The following is an 18,598-nucleotide window of genomic DNA, read 5'->3' as shown; positions in this document are numbered from 1 at the left end:
AAATAACACGAAAAAATATAAAAACACAATGGAGAAGATGTGTCTTTTCATAATAAAAACGTGCATTCGCGAAGAGGAACGCACGCTTTTCTTATTTTATCCCAATGGAAGCGTTTGAAAACGAAACTTGCCCAATTTTCATATATTTTTCATAACGTTTTTCGATTAATTCATCTTTCGAAATTCCGTTTAATTGTTCAAAAGTTTTTCTAATTATTAAGTCTATATTTTCTGACTGTTTCAAAATATTACGGTGAGCTCCACCTTTTGTCTCTGGAATAATTTCATCAATTACACCTAATTCTTTCAAATCTGCTGCTGTAATTTTCATTGCCTCTGCAGCTTCCTTTGCTTTTCCTGCATCTTTCCAAAGAATTGCCGCTGCACCCTCTGGTGTAATAACAGAATAAGTGGAATTTTCTAGCATATGAATGTAATCTCCTACTCCAAGGCCTAGCGCACCACCACTACCGCCTTCACCGATAACGATACAAATAACTGGTACCGTTAAACCTGCCATCTCAAATAGGTTGCGGGCAATAGCTTCACTTTGTCCACGTTCTTCAGCTGCTTTACCAGGATAAGCTCCCTTCGTATCGATGAAACAAATAATAGGACGATTAAACTTTTCCGCTTGTTTCATGAGACGCAGTGCTTTTCGATATCCTTCTGGATGAGGCATTCCAAAGTTACGGCGAATATTTTCTTTCGTATCTTTTCCGCGCTGATGCCCAATTACAGTTACAGGCATCCCTTTATATTTCGCAATGCCGCCGACAATCGCTGCATCATCGCCAAATAGACGATCTCCATGACATTCGAAAAAATCAGTAAATAAGTGCTCAATATAATCGAGCGTTGTCGGTCGTTCTGCATGACGAGCAATTTGAACACGGTCCCATACTTTTAGATTGCCGTATATATCTTCCTCTAAATTTTCTAGCTTTTCTTCCAAAATACGAATCTCCTCACTGAAGTCCATCTGGCTGTTTTTCGTATAGTCTTTCAGTTCACGAATCTTATTTCTTAGCTCAACAACTGGTTTTTCAAATTCTAGCTCTGCCATACAGCCACTTCCCCTCCTTGATGAACTTCTAAAATCTTACGAAGCGATTCTCTCATATCATCACGATGCACCACCGCATCTAATTGACCATGATCTAGTAAGAATTCTGCCGTTTGGAAATCTTCCGGTAGTTTCTCACGCACCGTTTGTTCAATTACACGTCTACCAGCAAATCCGATAAGTGCACCTGGTTCTGCAAGATTATAATCACCAAGTGAAGCGAAACTCGCTGAAACCCCGCCCGTCGTTGGGTGAGTCATAACAGAAATAAATAATCCTCCTGCATTACTATGCTTTTTCAAAGCTACGCTTGTTTTTGCCATTTGCATTAAACTTAATATACCTTCTTGCATACGGGCACCACCCGAAGCAGTAAAGATAATAAATGGAACTTGTAAGTCGTACGCCTTTTCAACCGCACGGGCGATTTTTTCTCCTACTACAGAGCCCATGCTCCCCATTCGAAAACGAGAATCCATTACTGCAACAACAACAAGCATGTCATCAATTGTTCCTTCACCAGTTACAACCGCTTCGTTCAATTCAGTCTTCTTACGATCGCTCTCTAGTTTCTCTTCATAACCTGGAAACTCGAGTGGATTTAATGAAACCATTTCTTTGTCATACTCACGGAATGACCCTTCGTCCAATATACTATCAAGACGTTCCCATGCATTCATAGGATGATGATATCCACAATTCACACATACTTTTAAATTTTTTAGAAGTTCTTTCGTATACATGATTTTTTTACATTCCGGACATTTTGTCATAACGCCATCTGGCACATCTTTTCGTACTTGTTCTGAAGGTATTGCAGCGTACTTTTTCTTTTTCACGAATAAATCTCTTAGCACAATTTGACCCCCTTCGTTGAGAGCTAAGGTTAGCGTAAGAAGAAAATGGGGCTAACACCAAAGTTTGATGTTAGCCTTATCTTCTCAATCTGTCTAATAACCTCACTCTTTACGTTTAACTTTAACCGCTACGCGGTAGAATGTTTGTCATAACGTGTCATGGTCATTTCGACAAATTTTATACATTACGAGTGAAACTGTATATTCTCTACTAATTCATCGTAAATTTTTAGTGCATCATTTTCTTGTTTTTCTTCCAAAGTAGCGTAAAGCTTTCTATACATATCGATAGAATCTCTTGAAACTTTACAAGAAAGCGTTGATACGTAATCATTTACGATCATCCAAATGCGATATAGTAAATAATTATCGACTTGTTCAATAAGTGTTTTAAAGAACGTTTGATGAAGCGTTGGGATTGAGTTTTCATTTCCTTCAAGTACTTGGTGTAATTTACTTAGCACTTTAGAAAACGTTTCTTTCGGTAAATTACATACAATTCGAATCATATCTTTCTCGAGTAATCGTTTCGTTTGTAATAAATCACGAATTGTTTTCTCATCTTGCAATAAGAACGGAGCAATTAATTGTACAAGACCGTTATCATAAAAGTTTCGAATAAACGTCCCTTCACCACGTCTCGTTTCAATCAATCCTACCAGTTCTAAAGCACGCAATGCTTCTCTTACAGAGGAACGTCCTACGTTTAAGCGTGAACTTAACTCACGCTCAGACGGCAAACGATCCCCCGCCACCAATCCATCCTCTTCCATAATGGAACGGATTTTTTTTACAATTTCGAGATATACTTTTGTATTTGATGATGTCAATGGAATTTCCTCGCTTATTCTTTACCAATCAGCGCTAATTGTTTTGTTTTTTCAGCGATCTCATTTGGATCTACTTGACGGCGAGCTACTCCTGTCTCCATTGCTGCTTTTGCAACGTAAGCCGCTACTTGAGGCGCTACACGCGCGTCAAATGGTGCCGGAATGATATAGTCTGCATTTAACTCATCTTCTGCTACAAGCTCAGCAATAGCCTGTACAGCTGCCATCTTCATTTCTTCGTTAATTTGTGTCGCATGTACGTCAAGTGCACCGCGGAAAATACCAGGGAACGCCAGTACATTATTTACTTGGTTCGGGAAGTCAGAACGACCTGTTCCAACAACAGCTGCGCCCGCTGCTTTTGCCAATTCTGGCATAATTTCTGGAACTGGATTCGCCATTGCAAAAATAATCGCATCGTCATTCATTGTACGAACCATCTCTTCTGTTAATGCACCTTCTGCAGATACACCAATGAATACGTCTGCACCTTGTACAACATCAGCTAAAGAACCTTCTATACGATTCTTATTTGTATATTTTGCAACTTCATCCTTCACCGGATTCATACCTGTAGGACGACCATCATAGATTGCCCCTTTACGGTCACACATAATAATGTCGCGTACACCATAGCGATATAAAAGTTTAATAATTGCAATACCTGCTGCACCTGCGCCATTTGCGACAACTTTAATGTCAGACATTTTCTTTCCCACTAATTTCAGTGCATTTACAAGACCTGCTACTGTTACAATAGCTGTTCCGTGTTGATCATCATGGAAGATAGGAATATTTGTTTCTTTTTTCAAACGCTCTTCAATAATGAAGCAGTTTGGTGCTGCGATATCTTCTAAGTTAACGCCGCCAAAAGTTGGCTCCATTAATTTTACAGTTTCAACAATTTTATCTACATCGTTTGTATTTAAGGCAATTGGGAATGCATCTACACCAGCAAAGCTCTTGAATAATACAGCTTTACCTTCCATTACTGGAAGAGATGCTTCAGGTCCAATGTTACCAAGACCAAGTACAGCTGTTCCATCTGTCACAACTGCTACCATATTTCCCTTCATCGTATATTCATATACCTTACTTTTATCGTCATAAATTTCTTTACAAGGTTCTGCAACCCCTGGAGAATATGCAAGACTTAAATCTTTTGCATTTTCTACTTTTACTTTTGATACAGTTTCTAATTTTCCTTGATGCACTTTATGCATGTGAAGTGCTTCTTCACGAAGTGTTGACAAACTATCCACTCTCCTCAAATTATTCTTGCTGATATCAATTTCTCCAAGTGGTCTGACCACGAACACTACTACTATAATAATCGAAGTGTAGGGAAATTGTCCATTATATTTTCACAACTACATTTTCTTCCCCGACAATTTCACGAAGTGCTCCTAAACATTCTTCACTTGGATGAATCGATAAACTCCGAGATAATTGTACCATTTTATGTTCCTTTTCATAATAAATTAGTACTTTCGCAAAACCTGAATAGTCGAACAATATTTTCGTAACCCGATTTAAAAGCTTTTTCTCATACTGAGATGGCAATTTCACGTAAACAGATGCGTCTTTCTTTTCTTCATAAACATCCATTTCCTCTAGCGGATATAGTCCATTTACAATCCATTGCAGCTTATGATTTCTTAGCTCAATCGTACCGTCAACTAAAACAATTGCTCCTTCTTGCAACTTATCCGAGAAATGTATATACGTTTCCGGGAAGAGGACCGCTTCCATTTCATCATTTTGATCACAGAATGTAATAAATGCCATCTTTTGAAACTTTTTCGTACGAATCACTCTAACACTTGTTATATACACAATAGCTCTTTGTACTTTTTTCTTGTGTCGCATCGCCTGAGCGAGAGATGGAATTTCTAATTCTTTTGCTAACTTCACATATTGCGCTGTCGGATAACTTGATAAATAAAAGCCAAGTACTTCTTTCTCTTTATTTAGTTGTTCAATAAAAGATAGCTCTTCTCCTTGTACATATTTTGATTTTGGAACAGCATCTCCTAAATCACGTGCGAGATTCGCGTACTCTAACGCCCCTTTAATACTTTTCCATAAATTCGTTCTCGAAACACCAAAATCATCAAAACATCCCGACCAGACGAAAGCTTCTAAATTACGCTCCGTTACGAACTTTGACGGCATACGGAGACAAAATTCAAATAAATCTTCGAACATTTTTTTCTCTCGTTCTTCTAATAATGCCGTCACTGTAGCCATTCCAATATTTCGGATCGAAAGTAAACTGTAACGTATCGCATTCCCTTCTATTTGGAAGTTATAACCACTTCTCTGAAGAGACGGCGGCAAAACGTGAAAACCTTTCCGCTTCGTTTCTCGTATATACTGTACAATTTTATCTTCATTTCCAATTGCGCTTGATAATAATGCCGTCATAAATTCCAGCGTATAGTTCGCTTTCAAATAGGCAAGCTGATATCCGATCATACTGTAAGCTACAGCGTGACTTCGGTTAAAACCGTAATTCGCAAATCTTACAATTAAATCATAAATTTTTTCAGCAGACGTCTCATCATATCCATTTCGCAAACACCCCTGGACGAAATGCTTACGTTCCTGATCTAAAATATCACGATTTTTTTTACTCACTGCACGGCGCAGTAAATCTGCTTCTCCAAGCGAAAACCCTGCTAACTTCGATGCAATTTGCATAATTTGTTCTTGGTATACAATGACGCCGTATGTTCTTTCTAAAATTGGCTTTAAATCCGGATGTAAATATTCGATTTTTCTTTTTCCATGTTTCGATTCAATAAAAGTCGGTATCTGTTCCATCGGTCCTGGTCTGTATAACGAGTTAACAGCTACGATATCTTCAAACTCATTCGGTTTTAACCCGCGAAGTACATTTCGCATACCGCCTGACTCAAGCTGGAATACACCTGTTGTATCTCCTCTCCCTAATAATTGGAATGTCTTTTCATCTTGAAGAGGTAAGTTTCTTATATCGATTTCTTTCCCAGTTTTGTTCGCGATAAATTTTATAATATTTTCAAGTAACGTTAAATTACGTAATCCTAAAAAGTCCATCTTAAGCAACCCAAGTTCTTCTAGCGCATCGGCTGGATATTGCGTAACATAAACATCGTTATGTCCTTCTTGAATTGCTACACTGCCTGTTAGCGGTTCTTGACTCATAATAACACCAGCCGCATGAATAGACGTATGACGTGGTAAACCTTCTACACGTTTTGCGATTTCAAACACACGCTCATGCAAAAGATTCCCTTGTATAAACTCACGAAGTGATTGTGATTCTTCATATGCATCTTTTAACGTTATACCAAGCTTTGATGGGATAAGTTTTGAAAATATATCAATATCTCGCGGCGGAAGCCCCATTACGCGGGCAATGTCTCTAATTGCCGCTTTTGCTGCAAGCGTACCAAACGTTACAATTTGCGCAACACGGAGCTGACCGTATTTATCTTTCACATAGCGAATCATCTCATCACGTCTTACGTCTGGAAAATCAATATCAATATCAGGAAGCGTCACACGTTCAGGATTTAAAAACCTTTCAAATAATAGATCGTATTCAATTGGATCAATATCTGTAATTTCTAATACGTATGAAACGAGTGAACCAGCTGCCGATCCACGACCTGGTCCTGTTAGAATATGATTTTCATGTGCATACTTCATAAAATCCCATACGATGAGGAAATAATCACTAAATCCCATACGAGAAATAACATTTAATTCATGATCCAAACGCTTTATATGCACTTCTTTCGGTTCACCATATCGTTTCCGCAAACCTTCTTCACAAACACGACGCAAGTATATATCACTCGTTTCATTAGACGGAACAGGAAACTTCGGAAGTTGATTTACATGGAACGGTATTTCTACTTGGCAACGCTCTGCAATTTTTATTGTATTTTGGATTGCTTCCGGCGCATGGGAAAATAGTGCTTCCATTTCATCCGATGACTTTAAATAATACTGATCTGTTTTCAGCCTCGGCCTATCTGGATCAGTCATTTTCGTTCCACTTTCAACAGATAGTAAACATTCGTGAACAAGCGCGTCACTTTGATTGATATAGCGCACATCATTTGTTGCAACGACTGGAATATTAACCCTACTAATAAATTCAGGTAGTTTCTCTTGTAAAAGCAACTCATCTTGAATTGCATGATGCTGCAAACTCATATAAAAATGGCCGAACATATTTTGATACGTGCGAGCTACTTCTTCAGCCTGACTCTCATTGTCTTCTAGTAATAATTGCTCAATTTCGCCATCTTTACCTGGCGAAATAGCAATTAATCCTTTCGCATAATGCGCAAGCCACTTCTTAGGAATACCTTCTTTGGACTTTGTCATAATACTGCTAGAAATCTTTAATAAATTTTGGTAGCCTATTTCATTCTCAGCAAGTAATACAAGCGGATAAGACCTTTCTTCTTCTTCACTAAAAATAGAAGCGGTTAATCCAATAACAGGCTGTATACCATGTTTCTTACATGCTTTATAAAACGGAATAACACCATACATAACATTTTCATCCGTAATAGCTAGCGATGAAAAACCAAGTTCTTTCGCCCTGACTACAAGCTCATCAATTTTACAAGCACTTTTTAATAAACTAAAAACGGTTTGACATTGTAAATGCACAAACTTCACTGTTGTACCCTCTCTTTACCTATTTGACTACTTTTATTATAGGTGATGAGGAAAGCGGAAATCAAAACATACTTCTTATACTTTGTCCATATATATGAAGAAGAAAGGGGAATGACGATGGATGTAAGAGAACATACTTTTTTCTCTCTGCTTATTATTAGTTATTTTATTGCCTTTGGGGTTATACTTGGCGGTTCATTAATTGGTGGATTTGGTGCGTTTCTTATCGGAAAACCAGCTCTAACTTACATTAATCAATTCGCCCAAAATTTAAGAATTTGGGCACTCGTTGCAGCAATCGGCGGAACATTCGATACCTTTTATAGCTTTGAAAGAAGTTTCTTTGGCGGAGATATGAAAGATATCGTAAAACAAATTCTCCTTATTTTTTTCGCAACTGGTGGTATGCAAACAGGTCTCATTATTATTAAATGGCTAACGCAGGAACATGTATGAGAGTACCAAGTGCCAATACAGCAAAAAGATGGTACTTAGTATTAGCTGGTGCTGCTGTTGGAGGCGTGTTGAGCTGGTTTATTTTTTTGTACATATACGGTGTTTTTCAACAAGAACAAGCTAGTAAAATAGCAGAACAAAGAGAAATTATAGAAAAACAAGAAGCAAAGCTCCACGTCCTTCTCGAAGATCAAGAAAAATTGAACACTGAAAATAAACGGCTCTTAACCATTCAAGAGATTAAAATAAAACTTATCAATCGAGAAAAATACGATTTAGACAATCTTACACTCGAAAATATGACTACATCTATTCATAATGATCTCCAGCATCTTTTAACGAAAAACATTCAAAGTATCGCAAAAAATAAAGACCTACTAAAAAAGGTAATCGAAAATAAAACATACAAACATTACGATCGCCTATACCGTTTTAAAGTCGATACAATATCTTTTGATACAGTGCTTGAAATTAGCATTACTATAGAGAAAGAAAAATAAAGAAGGAGGGCTTTAGCGCCGCTCCTTCTTTTCGTTCTAACATATAGTCTTTTATTTACAAATCTCACGTAAATCAGCAAAAAGACGATCCGCTTCTTCCCAAGAAGATGCCTTGGCACCAGAAGCCATCGGATGCCCTCCGCCGTTATATTGCATTGCCAATTTGTTTATAACTGGTCCTTTTGAACGAAGACGAACACGAATTACGTCATCTTCCTCTAAAAATAGAACCCACGCCTTTAATCCATCAATATTGCCAAGCGCTCCAACAACACCAGATGCTTCAGAAGGAAGTACATCAAACTCTTCTAATACTTCTTTCGTTAATTTAATGTAAGCTGCTCCTTCTTCTACCATCGTAAAGTTTTGTAAAATATAACCGTTTAAACGAGCAATTTTTTCTTTTGTCTTATACATTTCATTGTATAAATCTGTGAATTTCACACCCATATCAACAAGCTCACTTACGTAACGAAGTGTTTTTGCTGTCGTATTTGGGAATAAGAAACGACCTGTATCTCCAACAATTCCTGCTAAAATAAGGCGAGCTGCTTCTTTTGTTATTTTTAATCCTTTATCTTTTCCATAGTTATAAAACTCATAAATCATTTCACTTGTAGAACTCGCTGTCGTGTCTACCCACGTAATATCTCCATATGGATCTTCATTTGGATGATGATCAATTTTAATTAACATCTTCCCTTTTGTATAGCGTTGATCGTCAACCCGTTCTTGATTCGCAGTATCACAAACAATAACAAGCGCATTTTCGTATACACTATCTTCAATATCATCCATTACTCGTAAGTATGCTAGTGACGGTTCATTGTACCCAACCGTATAAATATTTTTCTCTGGAAACGATTCTTGTAGAATTGTACCAAGACCACCCTGTGAACCTAACGCATCTGGGTCCGGACGCACGTGGCGATGAATAATAATTGTATCAAACTCTTTAATTGCTCCTAAAATTTGCTCATGCATATGTATAATCTCCTTTTTAATCAACTTCTTCACTTTATCCTCCATTATAACGGAAAGTATTTCATACATGCGAACAATTGCTTTATAATAAAAGTTAGAAAGTTTAGATATTTCTTTTTCTTTTCTATTATTTTTCACAAAGCGATGGGAGTGTTCATTATGCCAGTATTAGTCTTCTGTATTATCGTCTCATTTATGTTGTACCTCTTTTACAAAACAAAATACTTTCGTACAAACCGCCCAATGGAGAAAGGTTGGCTCTCAGGAAAATCCGCAATGGCACTCGGTTCATTCGTTTTATTTTTCGGGATAAACCAATTCTTTTTAGAACTTTCAACCGCTCGTATTATCGTTGGTGTTTTATTCGTTCTATTTGGTAGTGCAAGTGTATTTAACGGGTTTCGCCAATACAAACATTTCTTGCCATTAGCAGTTAAAGAAGCCGAAGTCTATGAAGCAACATAAAAAAGCATCAATATTGTGATGCTTTTTTACGTCCCTTAACTTTCAAAATCATATATGCAACAAACGCAGATGGTATATTAAATGGGTTACCTTGTACATGAAAATGTAGTTGTTCTTCTCCAAAAGACATTTTTTCATATAGCTCTCGCTGAGATAATCCTGTCTTTTCCTTTTTTTCATGTAAACCTTGTAAATATAAATATTGGATCGGTATCATTACAAGAAAGTAAAATAGTGCGATACTACCAAAAAAGAGTACGGCTGACGACATAATGCATACCACCTTTCAGAATTCCATTTTCTTACAATATAATCATAACACAATATACAGCCAAATCGAATTACTATTCTGTCTTTTCTTACGTTACTTTTCCACTCCATACATATTTCACTAAAACTCCCATCTAAAATCATGCCTTTCAAATTTAAAACAACAAAAAAAGATGGAACAAATCAAAACGATTTGTTCCATCTTTTTATTTATCGATTAACTGCACCATAAGTAATGCCTTTCCAACAACATTACCTTCATGATGCACCTCTACATCGACCTTACCAAATTTACGCCCAATTTCTAATACTTTCGGATGAACAGATACAACATTATCAATTTGAACCGGCTTTACGAAATAAATCGTTAAGTTTTCAACAATTAAATCGCTTTTCTTTTGCGCACGAATGACGCGATTTGTCGCTTCTGTCACAATTGTTGCAAATACACCGTACGATAACGTTCCGATTGAGTTCGTCATTTGCGGCGTCACCGAAAATTGATATAGATGCTCATTCTTCGCTTCTTTCGGCGTCATAAATTGATTCGTTACAATATCATCAATGGTTTCTCCAACTTGTGGCTGACGTTGAATCATTTGCAGTGCCTGAAGTACATCTTGACGGCTAATAATACCTTGTAGTTTATTTCCTTCATCAACAACAGGAAGTAACTCAATACCTTCCCACACCATCATACGTGCCGCAGCTGCGACAGACATTTTACCGTTCACTGTAATTGGGTGTTTTGTCATTACTTTATCAATTGGTGTTTCTTTCGCTACACCGATCATATCTTTTGAAGTCACGATTCCTAGCACTTTGTTACTTTCATCAACAATCGGATACCTTCCGTGCATCGTCTCTTCATTATAGGCATGCCATTGCTGCACTGTATCATTTGGCTTTAAATATAATGTTTCTTCAATTGGCGTTAAAATATCTTCAACGAGTACAATTTCTTTCTTAATAAGCTGATCGTAAATCGCACGGTTAATTAACGTTGCAACTGTAAAGGTATCGTAACTACTTGAAATAATCGGCAGTTTTAATTCATCTGCTAATTTCTTCACATGATCTTCCGTATCAAATCCGCCCGTAATTAATACAGCGGCTCCAGTTTCTAACGCTAATTGATGTGCGTTCGTACGGTTACCGACAATAAGTAAGTTCCCAGCTTCTGTATAGCGCATCATCGCTTCTAATTTCATTGCCCCGATTACGAATTTATTTAACGTTTTATGTAGTCCTTCTCTGCCTCCAAGTACTTGACCGTCGACAATGTTAACGACTTCTGCATATGTCAGTTTTTCGATATTCTCTTTCTTCTTTTGTTCAATTCGAATTGTTCCGACACGTTCAATTGTACTAACATACCCTTTATTTTCTGCATCTTTAATTGCACGGTAAGCGGTCCCTTCACTTACACTCAAATCTTTCGCAATTTGTCTTACAGAAATTTTATGGCCTACTGGCAGGCTATTAATATGTTCTAAAATTTGGTTATGCTTGGTAGCCAAATGGTTTCACCATACTTTCTTTTCCCTAAATTCTTCATGTGTTGTACTTTCAGTATACTATATTTTCAAAACTGTTACACTCTCTCTTTGCATACCTGTACTATTTTTTTTATAACAAAATAACTCTTACATTCCACCAGTCATTCTATTACAACAATGTAATGCTATTGTCATCTCATTCGATAGTTCGCACACTTGATTACCTATACAATTAAGACAAGAAATAAATCAAAGGAGCGAACACATGATGAAAAAACTTTTAGAGGTTGTAGGTGCTGTATTTTTAGCTTTCGTAGATGGTAAAAAAGTTACAATGGAATTGAATGAAACACCTGAACAGCCACGTACCAAAAGAAAAGAATCACCAAAACAAATACAAGCATTAAAAGCTGTCCTACACACGTAAAAACCCTTCACTTTTCTTTTCAAATGAAGGGTTTCTTTTCTATAGTGTAATACTTTCTCCAGCTTCTAATACTTTCCCTGTACAATTTTGTAGCTTTTCTACAAATTGATATGGATCTTGTTCAATAACTGGGAACGTATTGTAATGCATCGGTACAACAGTTTTCGCATTAATCCATTTTGCCGCTAGTACAGCATCTTCTGGTCCCATTGTGAAATTATCACCAATTGGTAAAAATGCTAGATCAACTTTATTTAATTCCCCAATTAACTTCATATCAGAGAATAGTGCAGTATCTCCTGCGTGGTATACAGTTCTCTCTTCTGCTGTAAATAAAATACCTGCTGGCATACCTGTATATGTAATCGTCTTATTTTCTTCATCAATATAACTAGAGCCGTGGAATGCTTGTGTAAACTTCACTTTTCCGAAGTCAAATTCATGTGAACCACCAATATGCATCGGGTGTGTATTTACACCTTGCCAACTTAAAAATGTTGCTAGTTCAAATGGCGCTACAACAACTGCATTATTTTTCTTCGCAAGTTCTACTGTATCTCCAACATGATCACCGTGTCCATGCGATAAAAGGATTGCATCCACTTTTACATCTTCAGCTTTTAAATCTGTTCTCGGATTACCTGTTAAAAACGGGTCAATTAAAATAACTTTTCCATTCGCCTCAATTTTCACAACTGAATGTCCATGATAAGATACTTTCATTATTACATTCCTCCCCTATTCACATTCTCACTTTTTATTCTACATGATTTTTCAATCCCCTGTCTTTTCTAACATCTATTTACTTGTCATAACGCTTTCTTCCGAGTTAAAGTTATATTTGTAATTAAATATCTCGGGGGTGCCAATCGATGAATGCTAGATTAGAAAATTTAATGCAATGGCTAAAAGAAAAAAACGTAGAAGCTGCGTTCTTAACTTCTACACCGAACGTCTTCTACATGACAAACTTCCACTGTGAACCACACGAAAGACTTCTTGGTATGTTTGTATTCCAAGAAAAAGAACCTATTTTAATTTGCCCTAAAATGGAAGAAGGCCAAGCACGTAACGCTGGCTGGGCACATGAAATTATCGGATTTACTGATACTGACAGACCATGGGATATGATTGCAAAAGCAATTAAAGACCGCGGCATCAATGCAAATGCAGTTGCAATTGAAAAAGAACATTTAAACGTAGAGCGCTACGAAGAATTAAAGAAATTATTCCCAAATGCAGCTTTCAAATCAGCTGAGGAGAAAGTTCGCGAACTTCGTTTAATTAAAGATGAAAAAGAACTTTCTATTTTACGCGAAGCAGCTAAAATGGCGGACTATGCTGTTGAAGTTGGTGTAAATGCAATTAAAGAAAACCGCAGCGAGCTAGAAGTATTAGCAATTATTGAACACGAATTAAAAACAAAAGGCATACATAAAATGTCATTTGATACGATGGTATTAGCAGGTGCGAACTCTGCTCTTCCACACGGTATTCCTGGCGCAAACAAAATGAAACGCGGCGATTTCGTACTATTTGATTTAGGCGTAATCATTGATGGTTATTGCTCTGATATTACACGTACAGTAGCATTCGGTGAAATTTCTGAAGAGCAAACTCGCATTTACAACACTGTACTTGCTGGACAACTACAAGCAGTTGAAGCATGTAAACCAGGTGTTACACTTGGCGCAATCGACAACGCTGCTCGTTCTGTTATCGCAGATGCAGGTTACGGTGACTTCTTCCCACACCGCCTGGGTCACGGACTTGGAATTAGCGTACACGAATATCCAGATGTAAAAGCTGGCAACGAGTCTCCATTAAAAGAAGGTATGGTCTTCACAATCGAGCCAGGTATTTACGTACCAAACGTAGGTGGCGTTCGTATTGAAGATGATATTTACATCACAAAAGACGGATCAGAAATTTTAACGAAATTCCCGAAAGAATTACAATTTGTAAAATAATAAAAAAGGCAGCGGGATTGCTGCCTTTTTTATTTCTCTACTATTTCAAATTTAGCACCATCTTCTCCTCATACTTATCATCCCATTTAATCACAACTTCTATAGGTTCATCTTTAGAGATAGGCGCGCAACTTACACAAGAAGACTTCATTTCAACCTTTGCTCCTCTATGAACTTCTGACGTTTGTGTCATTGTACTAAAGGCTCCATTAATAGCAATCTCTAAGTTTTTAAATTCTGTCTTTCCATCCCCGCCCTTATATTGAAACGTAAACATCCCATCTTCACTGTCATCCTTAATATGCCCTTTATATTGTCCAGTCCAACTTTTGCTCTCGCTAGAAAAAGTAACATACAAAATGGAACAGCTTCCTAAAAAGAAAATACTAATGAAAAAGAATAATGCTCTCTTCATAATGCCCCCCTCCATTCAAAAGCATTTATTTATTGTCTATTTCTTCCTCTTATTATACTATTAAAATACAGAATTTTCTAAAATAGGTGGTTTATATGTTACAACAACAGTTAGAAGAAATTCGTAATAATCATTACGTAATGGATACAATTAACATGGATTCTTTAATTTCCAATATGCTTAAACATATCGGTGTTACCGATAGCTATTTAAGGGACAAACTTATTTGCTCTACTTTTTACCATCTCATCAAAAAGGACTACCTTTCACACACACAATTACAGAAACTATTATTAGAAAGCATCAGTGACAAATATTTATTGTATAAGATTCATTCGGATGACGAAGATGCGGTATTTACCCGTGCATTTACAACATTATTAATTGCACTCATTATTGATGCCGATACAAATCATAATTTCTTATCACAGGCTGATCTTTTACATGTAAAAGATCGATTAGTGTTATATATGAACAACGAGCATGATTTCCGCGGATATGTGCAAGACCACGGCTGGGCACATAGTATCGCTCACGCTTCTGATACATTTGAGGCGCTTGTTCGTAGTCCTAAACTGGAAGCTTTATATTACGAAGAAATATTGCAAACTTTATTAAACAAAGTTTGCGTCCATTCTATTTACTACAAATATGAGGAAGATGAACGTATCGTTTATCCGATTGTCGCAATGCTCCAAAGTGGTCTAAAAGAAGAAGTACTCATATTAGCCCTTCATGATTTAGTAGCTCAATTACCCGTCCAAAAACAAACATTACATATTAAATCGTACGAGTACCTATACGGAAATATTAAATCTTTCTTGCGCAGCTTATTCTTCAGACTACGCACACTGTCTATATGTGAAGAAACAGAATGCGAAATTGAAAAATTGCTACAAGAACTTCCAAAATATTATTAAAAAAAGAAGGCCACTCAAAAAGTGCCTTCTTCTATTTCACTAATATTTAATTGAAATTTCACGATCCAAACTGAGAAAAGGTGGACAAGAAGCGCAAACGCCATACATGCTCCGCTTAAAAAAGTTAGTATAGGATGCGAATACACGTGCCCCAATCCATAGGATATCGCCACGAAAAACATTGTTATGTAAATATAAATTGCTCCATGTATTTGCCTCATATAAACCTCCTTTTCCCATATTATAACATAAATTTTCTGATTATTCACATTAATTACTTGTAATCAATATTTCTCAACTGTTACACCTCTTACAGCAGCCTTAATATACGGTGACCCTTGTAAACTTTGTAAATCCTCTGTTTTCCTGTTACGACTACACCGTATATTGGTAAGTCTTTTGTTTTGGTGTTTTTTATTTCTTTATCCCGCATTAACAGGCAGTAAGACCCCACATCAAAATTCAGCGGAAGCAAAGAAGTTAGGGGGGGCGGACTGCTCGTAAAAGCCCGATTGGTGAGGGCTGATAATCAGTAGGGGATGCCCCCCCACTGATTAAAGTTTCACTTTATAGTTTATCCTAAAATATTCTCGATATCCCTCTTTATTTTCACTTAAAGATATCCAAATACAGCTTTTATAAATTTTTCCATAGTAAAAAGCACATTTATTTTGATGTGCTCTTCACATATAATTTAGTAAAATATGAACCATTTTTTTGAAACAAAAACTCCCACTCATCTCTCCCCATACTATCGTTATGACTTAGTTGCCATAATAATTGAACGAGGATAAAATCCCAGCTTTTCATAAAATGATACAGCTTCATTTCCATACACTACTGTTAATTCAATTTCATCTATCTTTTTCACTTTAAACCATTCCACTGCACTATTCATTAATTTCAAACCAAATCCGTTTCTTCGGTATTTTTCATCAACAAATAAAACTTCAATCTTTCCGCTTACGCTTTTACTATACGCTATACAAAATCCTAATATATTATCTGTTTCTGACTCAATCAATAATTCAATTCTATATTCTCCGTACTTTGAGTTCTTTTTATAATTTTCAATACGTTCCTCAAATGTCATTCTTGGGTAATCGCCAGAAAAATATTTTGATTTATTATTATGATATTCATGCAATTTATTTAAGGATTCTCTTATTATCTCTATTTCATCGAGAGTGATATATTTATTACTAATTCTCATCCTATAGCATCTCCAATAATATATATTTCAGCAAAAAAATAAGACTGTTTTTTGTTCACAAAATATTACTCTATTATTCCATCGCTTCCCTCACAACATCTTGAATCATAACAACTTCCGTTTTCATATCAACAGATGGTGCTTCTTCATCAATACATTCATGCCAAAATTCCAAGTGCTTTTTATCGATTTCATAATGAGAATTTTCGACAAGAGCCCCGCCTTCTCCTTGCACAGAATACCAATATAAGTATTCTTCTCCATCTCTTATTTCCCGGAAAATTGTCTCAACGTACATCTTTTCGTCGTTTAATGTCAAAAGCACTTCTTTCATATTGTCATTAAGAAGCTGTATCCATTCATCTACACGATGACTTTTACCTTGTTTCACTTTGAATCTCGTTAATTCCACATTCATTTTTATTCCCCCGTTTTCTTACGTACAAACAATCTATATTCTATCGGATTATGAAAACTTAATTTACTAGCTAGTTTTTGCGAAGGAATATTGTCTACATAACAATCCTAGCACGGTGTAATATCATTTTGCATGCAATGCTCAACGAACCGTGTCGCAACAGCTTGAGCTAATCCTTTCCCTTGATATGCTTTATGCGTAGCAATATCGATTTCAGCAAAACTATTCCCTCTAAATATTGAGACGCATTCAGCTATAATCATCCCACCTTGTTCTATACAAAATCCGAAACCACCGTTCAAAAATAGTTCTTTTGATCCCCAATATTCTTTATAATACTTCTCTGTAAATTCACTGCTTCGTTCTATATCACTTTTATCAATACGCTTCACTGCATATGTATTTTTATTTGCATCTTGTGTTCGCTCTTCAAAGATTTCTCTTTGGAATTTCATTCGTGGCATATTCCGAAGTACATTACTAAAACGCCCTTCAATCATCATTTCCCACTCTTCACTTGAAGCGAATAGTGTAAATCTCTTCTCTGTTTTTTCAATAGCCATTTTTAAATACATCAATAAATCTTCATTATAATTTTGATCAGCCGTATGACCAAATAAATAATAGATACCGTTAACTGTACGAATTAATCCTGCTGTTAACTTCTCGTTGGCAAAAATCTCACCATCTACCATTTGATCACATACCGCATAAGCAAATGTCGTCGTTCTTGTATTACTTTCCAAAATCGGAATGATTTTTCTATACTCGGCTACAGATAATTTTTTCATAATTGCTCCACTATAATCGTATCAGCCTCTATATGTTCAAAACAAAGATTTACCGTCCTCTTTAATGCTCTCGTTCTATGAATCGTACATGCTGGAATTAAAATAGAATCATTTGGCTTTAAAACCGCCGTTTCTCCATCTTCAAAATCAATAAGTAACTCTCCCTCTAGCACAATAAATAATTCATCCGAATTAGAATGATAGTGCCAATCATATTCACCAGTAAATACAGCGATGCGTAAGCAATGACTGTTTATGTTTGAAACGACGAAGTTTTTATGTTGATCTTGAATGTCTTTTGTTAATTCTATTAAGTTCACAGTTTCCATATTTCATCCCATCCTTCCATTAGTCGTTCTTCTGAAAAACCAACTTAGTCTCCACCACCTCCGCAATCTCCTCCGCCATCACTTGAGCTGCTACAATCGTTGCTACTGTAGTCACCGAATCCACTTGATGAGCTTGAATTGGATGAAGATTTTTTGCTTCTTTTTCTATCTTTTTTACTTTCATGACTAGGCCAAACCTTATCAAATAATATAAAGAATAAGATTCCTTCTACCATAACAAGCATAACGCCAAAAATACCTTCAATAACATTAGGGGTTATCCCCAAACATTTAACCATCCCACATAAAAACACACAAAAAATCACATACAAGAACATACAAATATATCGAAATACTTTTTCTATCATAAGGACTACTTTTTTTGAAAAAGGTATGTTCTGTTCCTGTTTTCTCTTCATATACTTTTGTCTCTTAACTTGATTTTTCTTCCTCTTTTTGCTCCCCATTGAATCCCCTCTTTTTGTTATATAATTCTAAATTATCA

General features: G+C 36.3%; 21 protein-coding genes and 2 pseudogenes. 6 read left to right on the top strand and 17 right to left on the bottom strand.

The annotated features are described in order from the left end of the window. Nucleotides 1–91 precede the first annotated feature (91 nt). From accA to dnaE, 5 genes are all read right to left on the bottom strand, one after another. Nucleotides 92–1,066: an acetyl-CoA carboxylase carboxyl transferase subunit alpha gene (gene accA / locus ES895_RS01015; RefSeq protein ID WP_000818807.1), complete on the bottom strand. Its 975-nt coding sequence runs from the start codon at nucleotides 1,064–1,066 to the stop codon at nucleotides 92–94. Beyond that, nucleotides 1,054–1,923 (bottom strand): acetyl-CoA carboxylase, carboxyltransferase subunit beta, encoded by an 870-nt coding sequence (gene accD, locus ES895_RS01010; RefSeq protein ID WP_000942857.1) that lies wholly within the window; start codon nucleotides 1,921–1,923, stop codon nucleotides 1,054–1,056. Before accD ends, accA begins: the two co-directional genes overlap by 13 nt. 185 nt (nucleotides 1,924–2,108) lie before the next feature. Further along, nucleotides 2,109–2,753: a FadR/GntR family transcriptional regulator gene (locus tag ES895_RS01005; RefSeq protein WP_000204440.1), complete on the bottom strand. Its 645-nt coding sequence runs from the start codon at nucleotides 2,751–2,753 to the stop codon at nucleotides 2,109–2,111. A gap of 14 nt (nucleotides 2,754–2,767) precedes the next feature. After that, nucleotides 2,768–3,976, bottom strand: a complete 1,209-nt coding sequence (gene ystJ / locus ES895_RS01000; protein WP_161508111.1) for an NADP-dependent malic enzyme — start codon at nucleotides 3,974–3,976, stop codon at nucleotides 2,768–2,770. Nucleotides 3,977–4,109: 133 nt separating this feature from the next. Next, nucleotides 4,110–7,436 carry a DNA polymerase III subunit alpha gene (gene dnaE, locus ES895_RS00995; protein WP_000673729.1) on the bottom strand — a complete coding sequence of 1,109 codons (3,327 nt, stop codon included), beginning with the start codon at nucleotides 7,434–7,436 and terminating at the stop codon, nucleotides 4,110–4,112. A 42-nt stretch (nucleotides 7,437–7,478) separates the two neighbouring features. On the opposite strand from dnaE, the gene ES895_RS00990 reads away from it, so the two are divergent. Both ES895_RS00990 and ytrI read left to right on the top strand, forming a co-directional pair. Next, complete coding sequence (locus tag ES895_RS00990) at nucleotides 7,479–7,892, top strand: YtrH family sporulation protein (RefSeq protein ID WP_002005839.1); 414 nt, start codon at nucleotides 7,479–7,481, stop codon at nucleotides 7,890–7,892. Further along, a complete protein-coding gene (gene ytrI, locus ES895_RS00985; RefSeq protein WP_001265740.1) occupies nucleotides 7,889–8,392 on the top strand; it encodes a sporulation membrane protein YtrI in 504 nt (167 codons plus the stop codon). Before ES895_RS00990 ends, ytrI begins: the two co-directional genes overlap by 4 nt. A 51-nt stretch (nucleotides 8,393–8,443) precedes the next feature. Here ytrI and ES895_RS00980 read toward each other — a convergent pair whose 3' ends face one another. After that, complete coding sequence (locus ES895_RS00980; protein ID WP_000545136.1) at nucleotides 8,444–9,376, bottom strand: DHH family phosphoesterase; 933 nt, start codon at nucleotides 9,374–9,376, stop codon at nucleotides 8,444–8,446. 159 nt (nucleotides 9,377–9,535) lie between these two features. Between ES895_RS00980 and ES895_RS00975 the strand changes: the two genes are divergently transcribed. After that, a complete protein-coding gene (locus ES895_RS00975) occupies nucleotides 9,536–9,841 on the top strand; it encodes a YtpI family protein (protein ID WP_001144776.1) in 306 nt (101 codons plus the stop codon). A gap of 7 nt (nucleotides 9,842–9,848) precedes the next feature. Here ES895_RS00975 and ES895_RS00970 read toward each other — a convergent pair whose 3' ends face one another. Together ES895_RS00970 and ES895_RS00965 are read right to left on the bottom strand one after the other, a co-directional pair. Further along, entirely contained in the window at nucleotides 9,849–10,112 is a 264-nt protein-coding gene (locus ES895_RS00970; RefSeq protein WP_000093045.1) for a DUF3949 domain-containing protein, read from the bottom strand. A 205-nt stretch (nucleotides 10,113–10,317) separates the two neighbouring features. Beyond that, nucleotides 10,318–11,631 carry a CBS domain-containing protein gene (locus ES895_RS00965; RefSeq protein ID WP_000201590.1) on the bottom strand — a complete coding sequence of 438 codons (1,314 nt, stop codon included), beginning with the start codon at nucleotides 11,629–11,631 and terminating at the stop codon, nucleotides 10,318–10,320. A gap of 244 nt (nucleotides 11,632–11,875) precedes the next feature. Between ES895_RS00965 and ES895_RS29125 the strand changes: the two genes are divergently transcribed. Continuing rightward, complete coding sequence (locus tag ES895_RS29125; RefSeq protein WP_167754507.1) at nucleotides 11,876–12,037, top strand: hypothetical protein; 162 nt, start codon at nucleotides 11,876–11,878, stop codon at nucleotides 12,035–12,037. A 39-nt stretch (nucleotides 12,038–12,076) separates the two neighbouring features. On the opposite strand, the gene ES895_RS00960 is transcribed toward ES895_RS29125, so the two are convergent. Further along, a complete protein-coding gene (locus tag ES895_RS00960) occupies nucleotides 12,077–12,760 on the bottom strand; it encodes a metal-dependent hydrolase (RefSeq protein ID WP_000868930.1) in 684 nt (227 codons plus the stop codon). Nucleotides 12,761–12,909: 149 nt separating this feature from the next. Here ES895_RS00960 and pepQ point away from each other — a divergent pair, with 149 nt between their 5' ends. Next, nucleotides 12,910–14,007: a Xaa-Pro dipeptidase gene (gene pepQ, locus ES895_RS00955; RefSeq protein WP_000994024.1), complete on the top strand. Its 1,098-nt coding sequence runs from the start codon at nucleotides 12,910–12,912 to the stop codon at nucleotides 14,005–14,007. Nucleotides 14,008–14,047: 40 nt separating this feature from the next. On the opposite strand, the gene ES895_RS00950 is transcribed toward pepQ, so the two are convergent. Continuing rightward, nucleotides 14,048–14,422 (bottom strand): hypothetical protein, encoded by a 375-nt coding sequence (locus tag ES895_RS00950; RefSeq protein ID WP_135238134.1) that lies wholly within the window; start codon nucleotides 14,420–14,422, stop codon nucleotides 14,048–14,050. A gap of 95 nt (nucleotides 14,423–14,517) precedes the next feature. Here ES895_RS00950 and ES895_RS00945 point away from each other — a divergent pair, with 95 nt between their 5' ends. Further along, nucleotides 14,518–15,342 (top strand): DUF2785 domain-containing protein, encoded by an 825-nt coding sequence (locus ES895_RS00945; RefSeq protein WP_000941453.1) that lies wholly within the window; start codon nucleotides 14,518–14,520, stop codon nucleotides 15,340–15,342. A gap of 14 nt (nucleotides 15,343–15,356) precedes the next feature. On the opposite strand, the gene ES895_RS00940 is transcribed toward ES895_RS00945, so the two are convergent. The 7 genes and pseudogenes from ES895_RS00940 to ES895_RS00910 form a co-directional block, all read right to left on the bottom strand. Beyond that, nucleotides 15,357–15,563, bottom strand: coding sequence for a hypothetical protein (locus ES895_RS00940; RefSeq protein WP_001248905.1), 207 nt, complete (start codon nucleotides 15,561–15,563; stop codon nucleotides 15,357–15,359). A gap of 63 nt (nucleotides 15,564–15,626) precedes the next feature. After that, nucleotides 15,627–15,766: pseudogene (locus ES895_RS29580) on the bottom strand (anti sigma factor C-terminal domain-containing protein); the annotation flags it as partial. A gap of 333 nt (nucleotides 15,767–16,099) precedes the next feature. Then, nucleotides 16,100–16,555: a GNAT family N-acetyltransferase gene (locus ES895_RS00930; RefSeq protein WP_001222923.1), complete on the bottom strand. Its 456-nt coding sequence runs from the start codon at nucleotides 16,553–16,555 to the stop codon at nucleotides 16,100–16,102. A 73-nt stretch (nucleotides 16,556–16,628) separates the two neighbouring features. Further along, entirely contained in the window at nucleotides 16,629–16,973 is a 345-nt protein-coding gene (locus ES895_RS00925) for a DUF6176 family protein (protein ID WP_001100226.1), read from the bottom strand. A 2-nt stretch (nucleotides 16,974–16,975) separates the two neighbouring features. Then, a pseudogene (locus ES895_RS00920) lies at nucleotides 16,976–17,764 on the bottom strand (GNAT family N-acetyltransferase). Beyond that, complete coding sequence (locus ES895_RS00915) at nucleotides 17,761–18,093, bottom strand: cupin domain-containing protein (RefSeq protein WP_000450931.1); 333 nt, start codon at nucleotides 18,091–18,093, stop codon at nucleotides 17,761–17,763. The pseudogene ES895_RS00920 and the gene ES895_RS00915 overlap by 4 nt, the downstream one beginning before the upstream one ends. Nucleotides 18,094–18,137: 44 nt before the next feature. Continuing rightward, complete coding sequence (locus ES895_RS00910; RefSeq protein WP_000534950.1) at nucleotides 18,138–18,560, bottom strand: hypothetical protein; 423 nt, start codon at nucleotides 18,558–18,560, stop codon at nucleotides 18,138–18,140. Nucleotides 18,561–18,598 lie beyond the last annotated feature (38 nt).

It is taken from the genome of Bacillus sp. 007/AIA-02/001, from assembly GCF_004634455.1.
Taxonomy (GTDB): Bacteria; Bacillota; Bacilli; order Bacillales; family Bacillaceae_G; genus Bacillus_A; species Bacillus_A cereus.
Note: the sequence above shows the minus strand (reverse complement) of the source record. Positions and strands in the feature narration are given on the sequence as shown.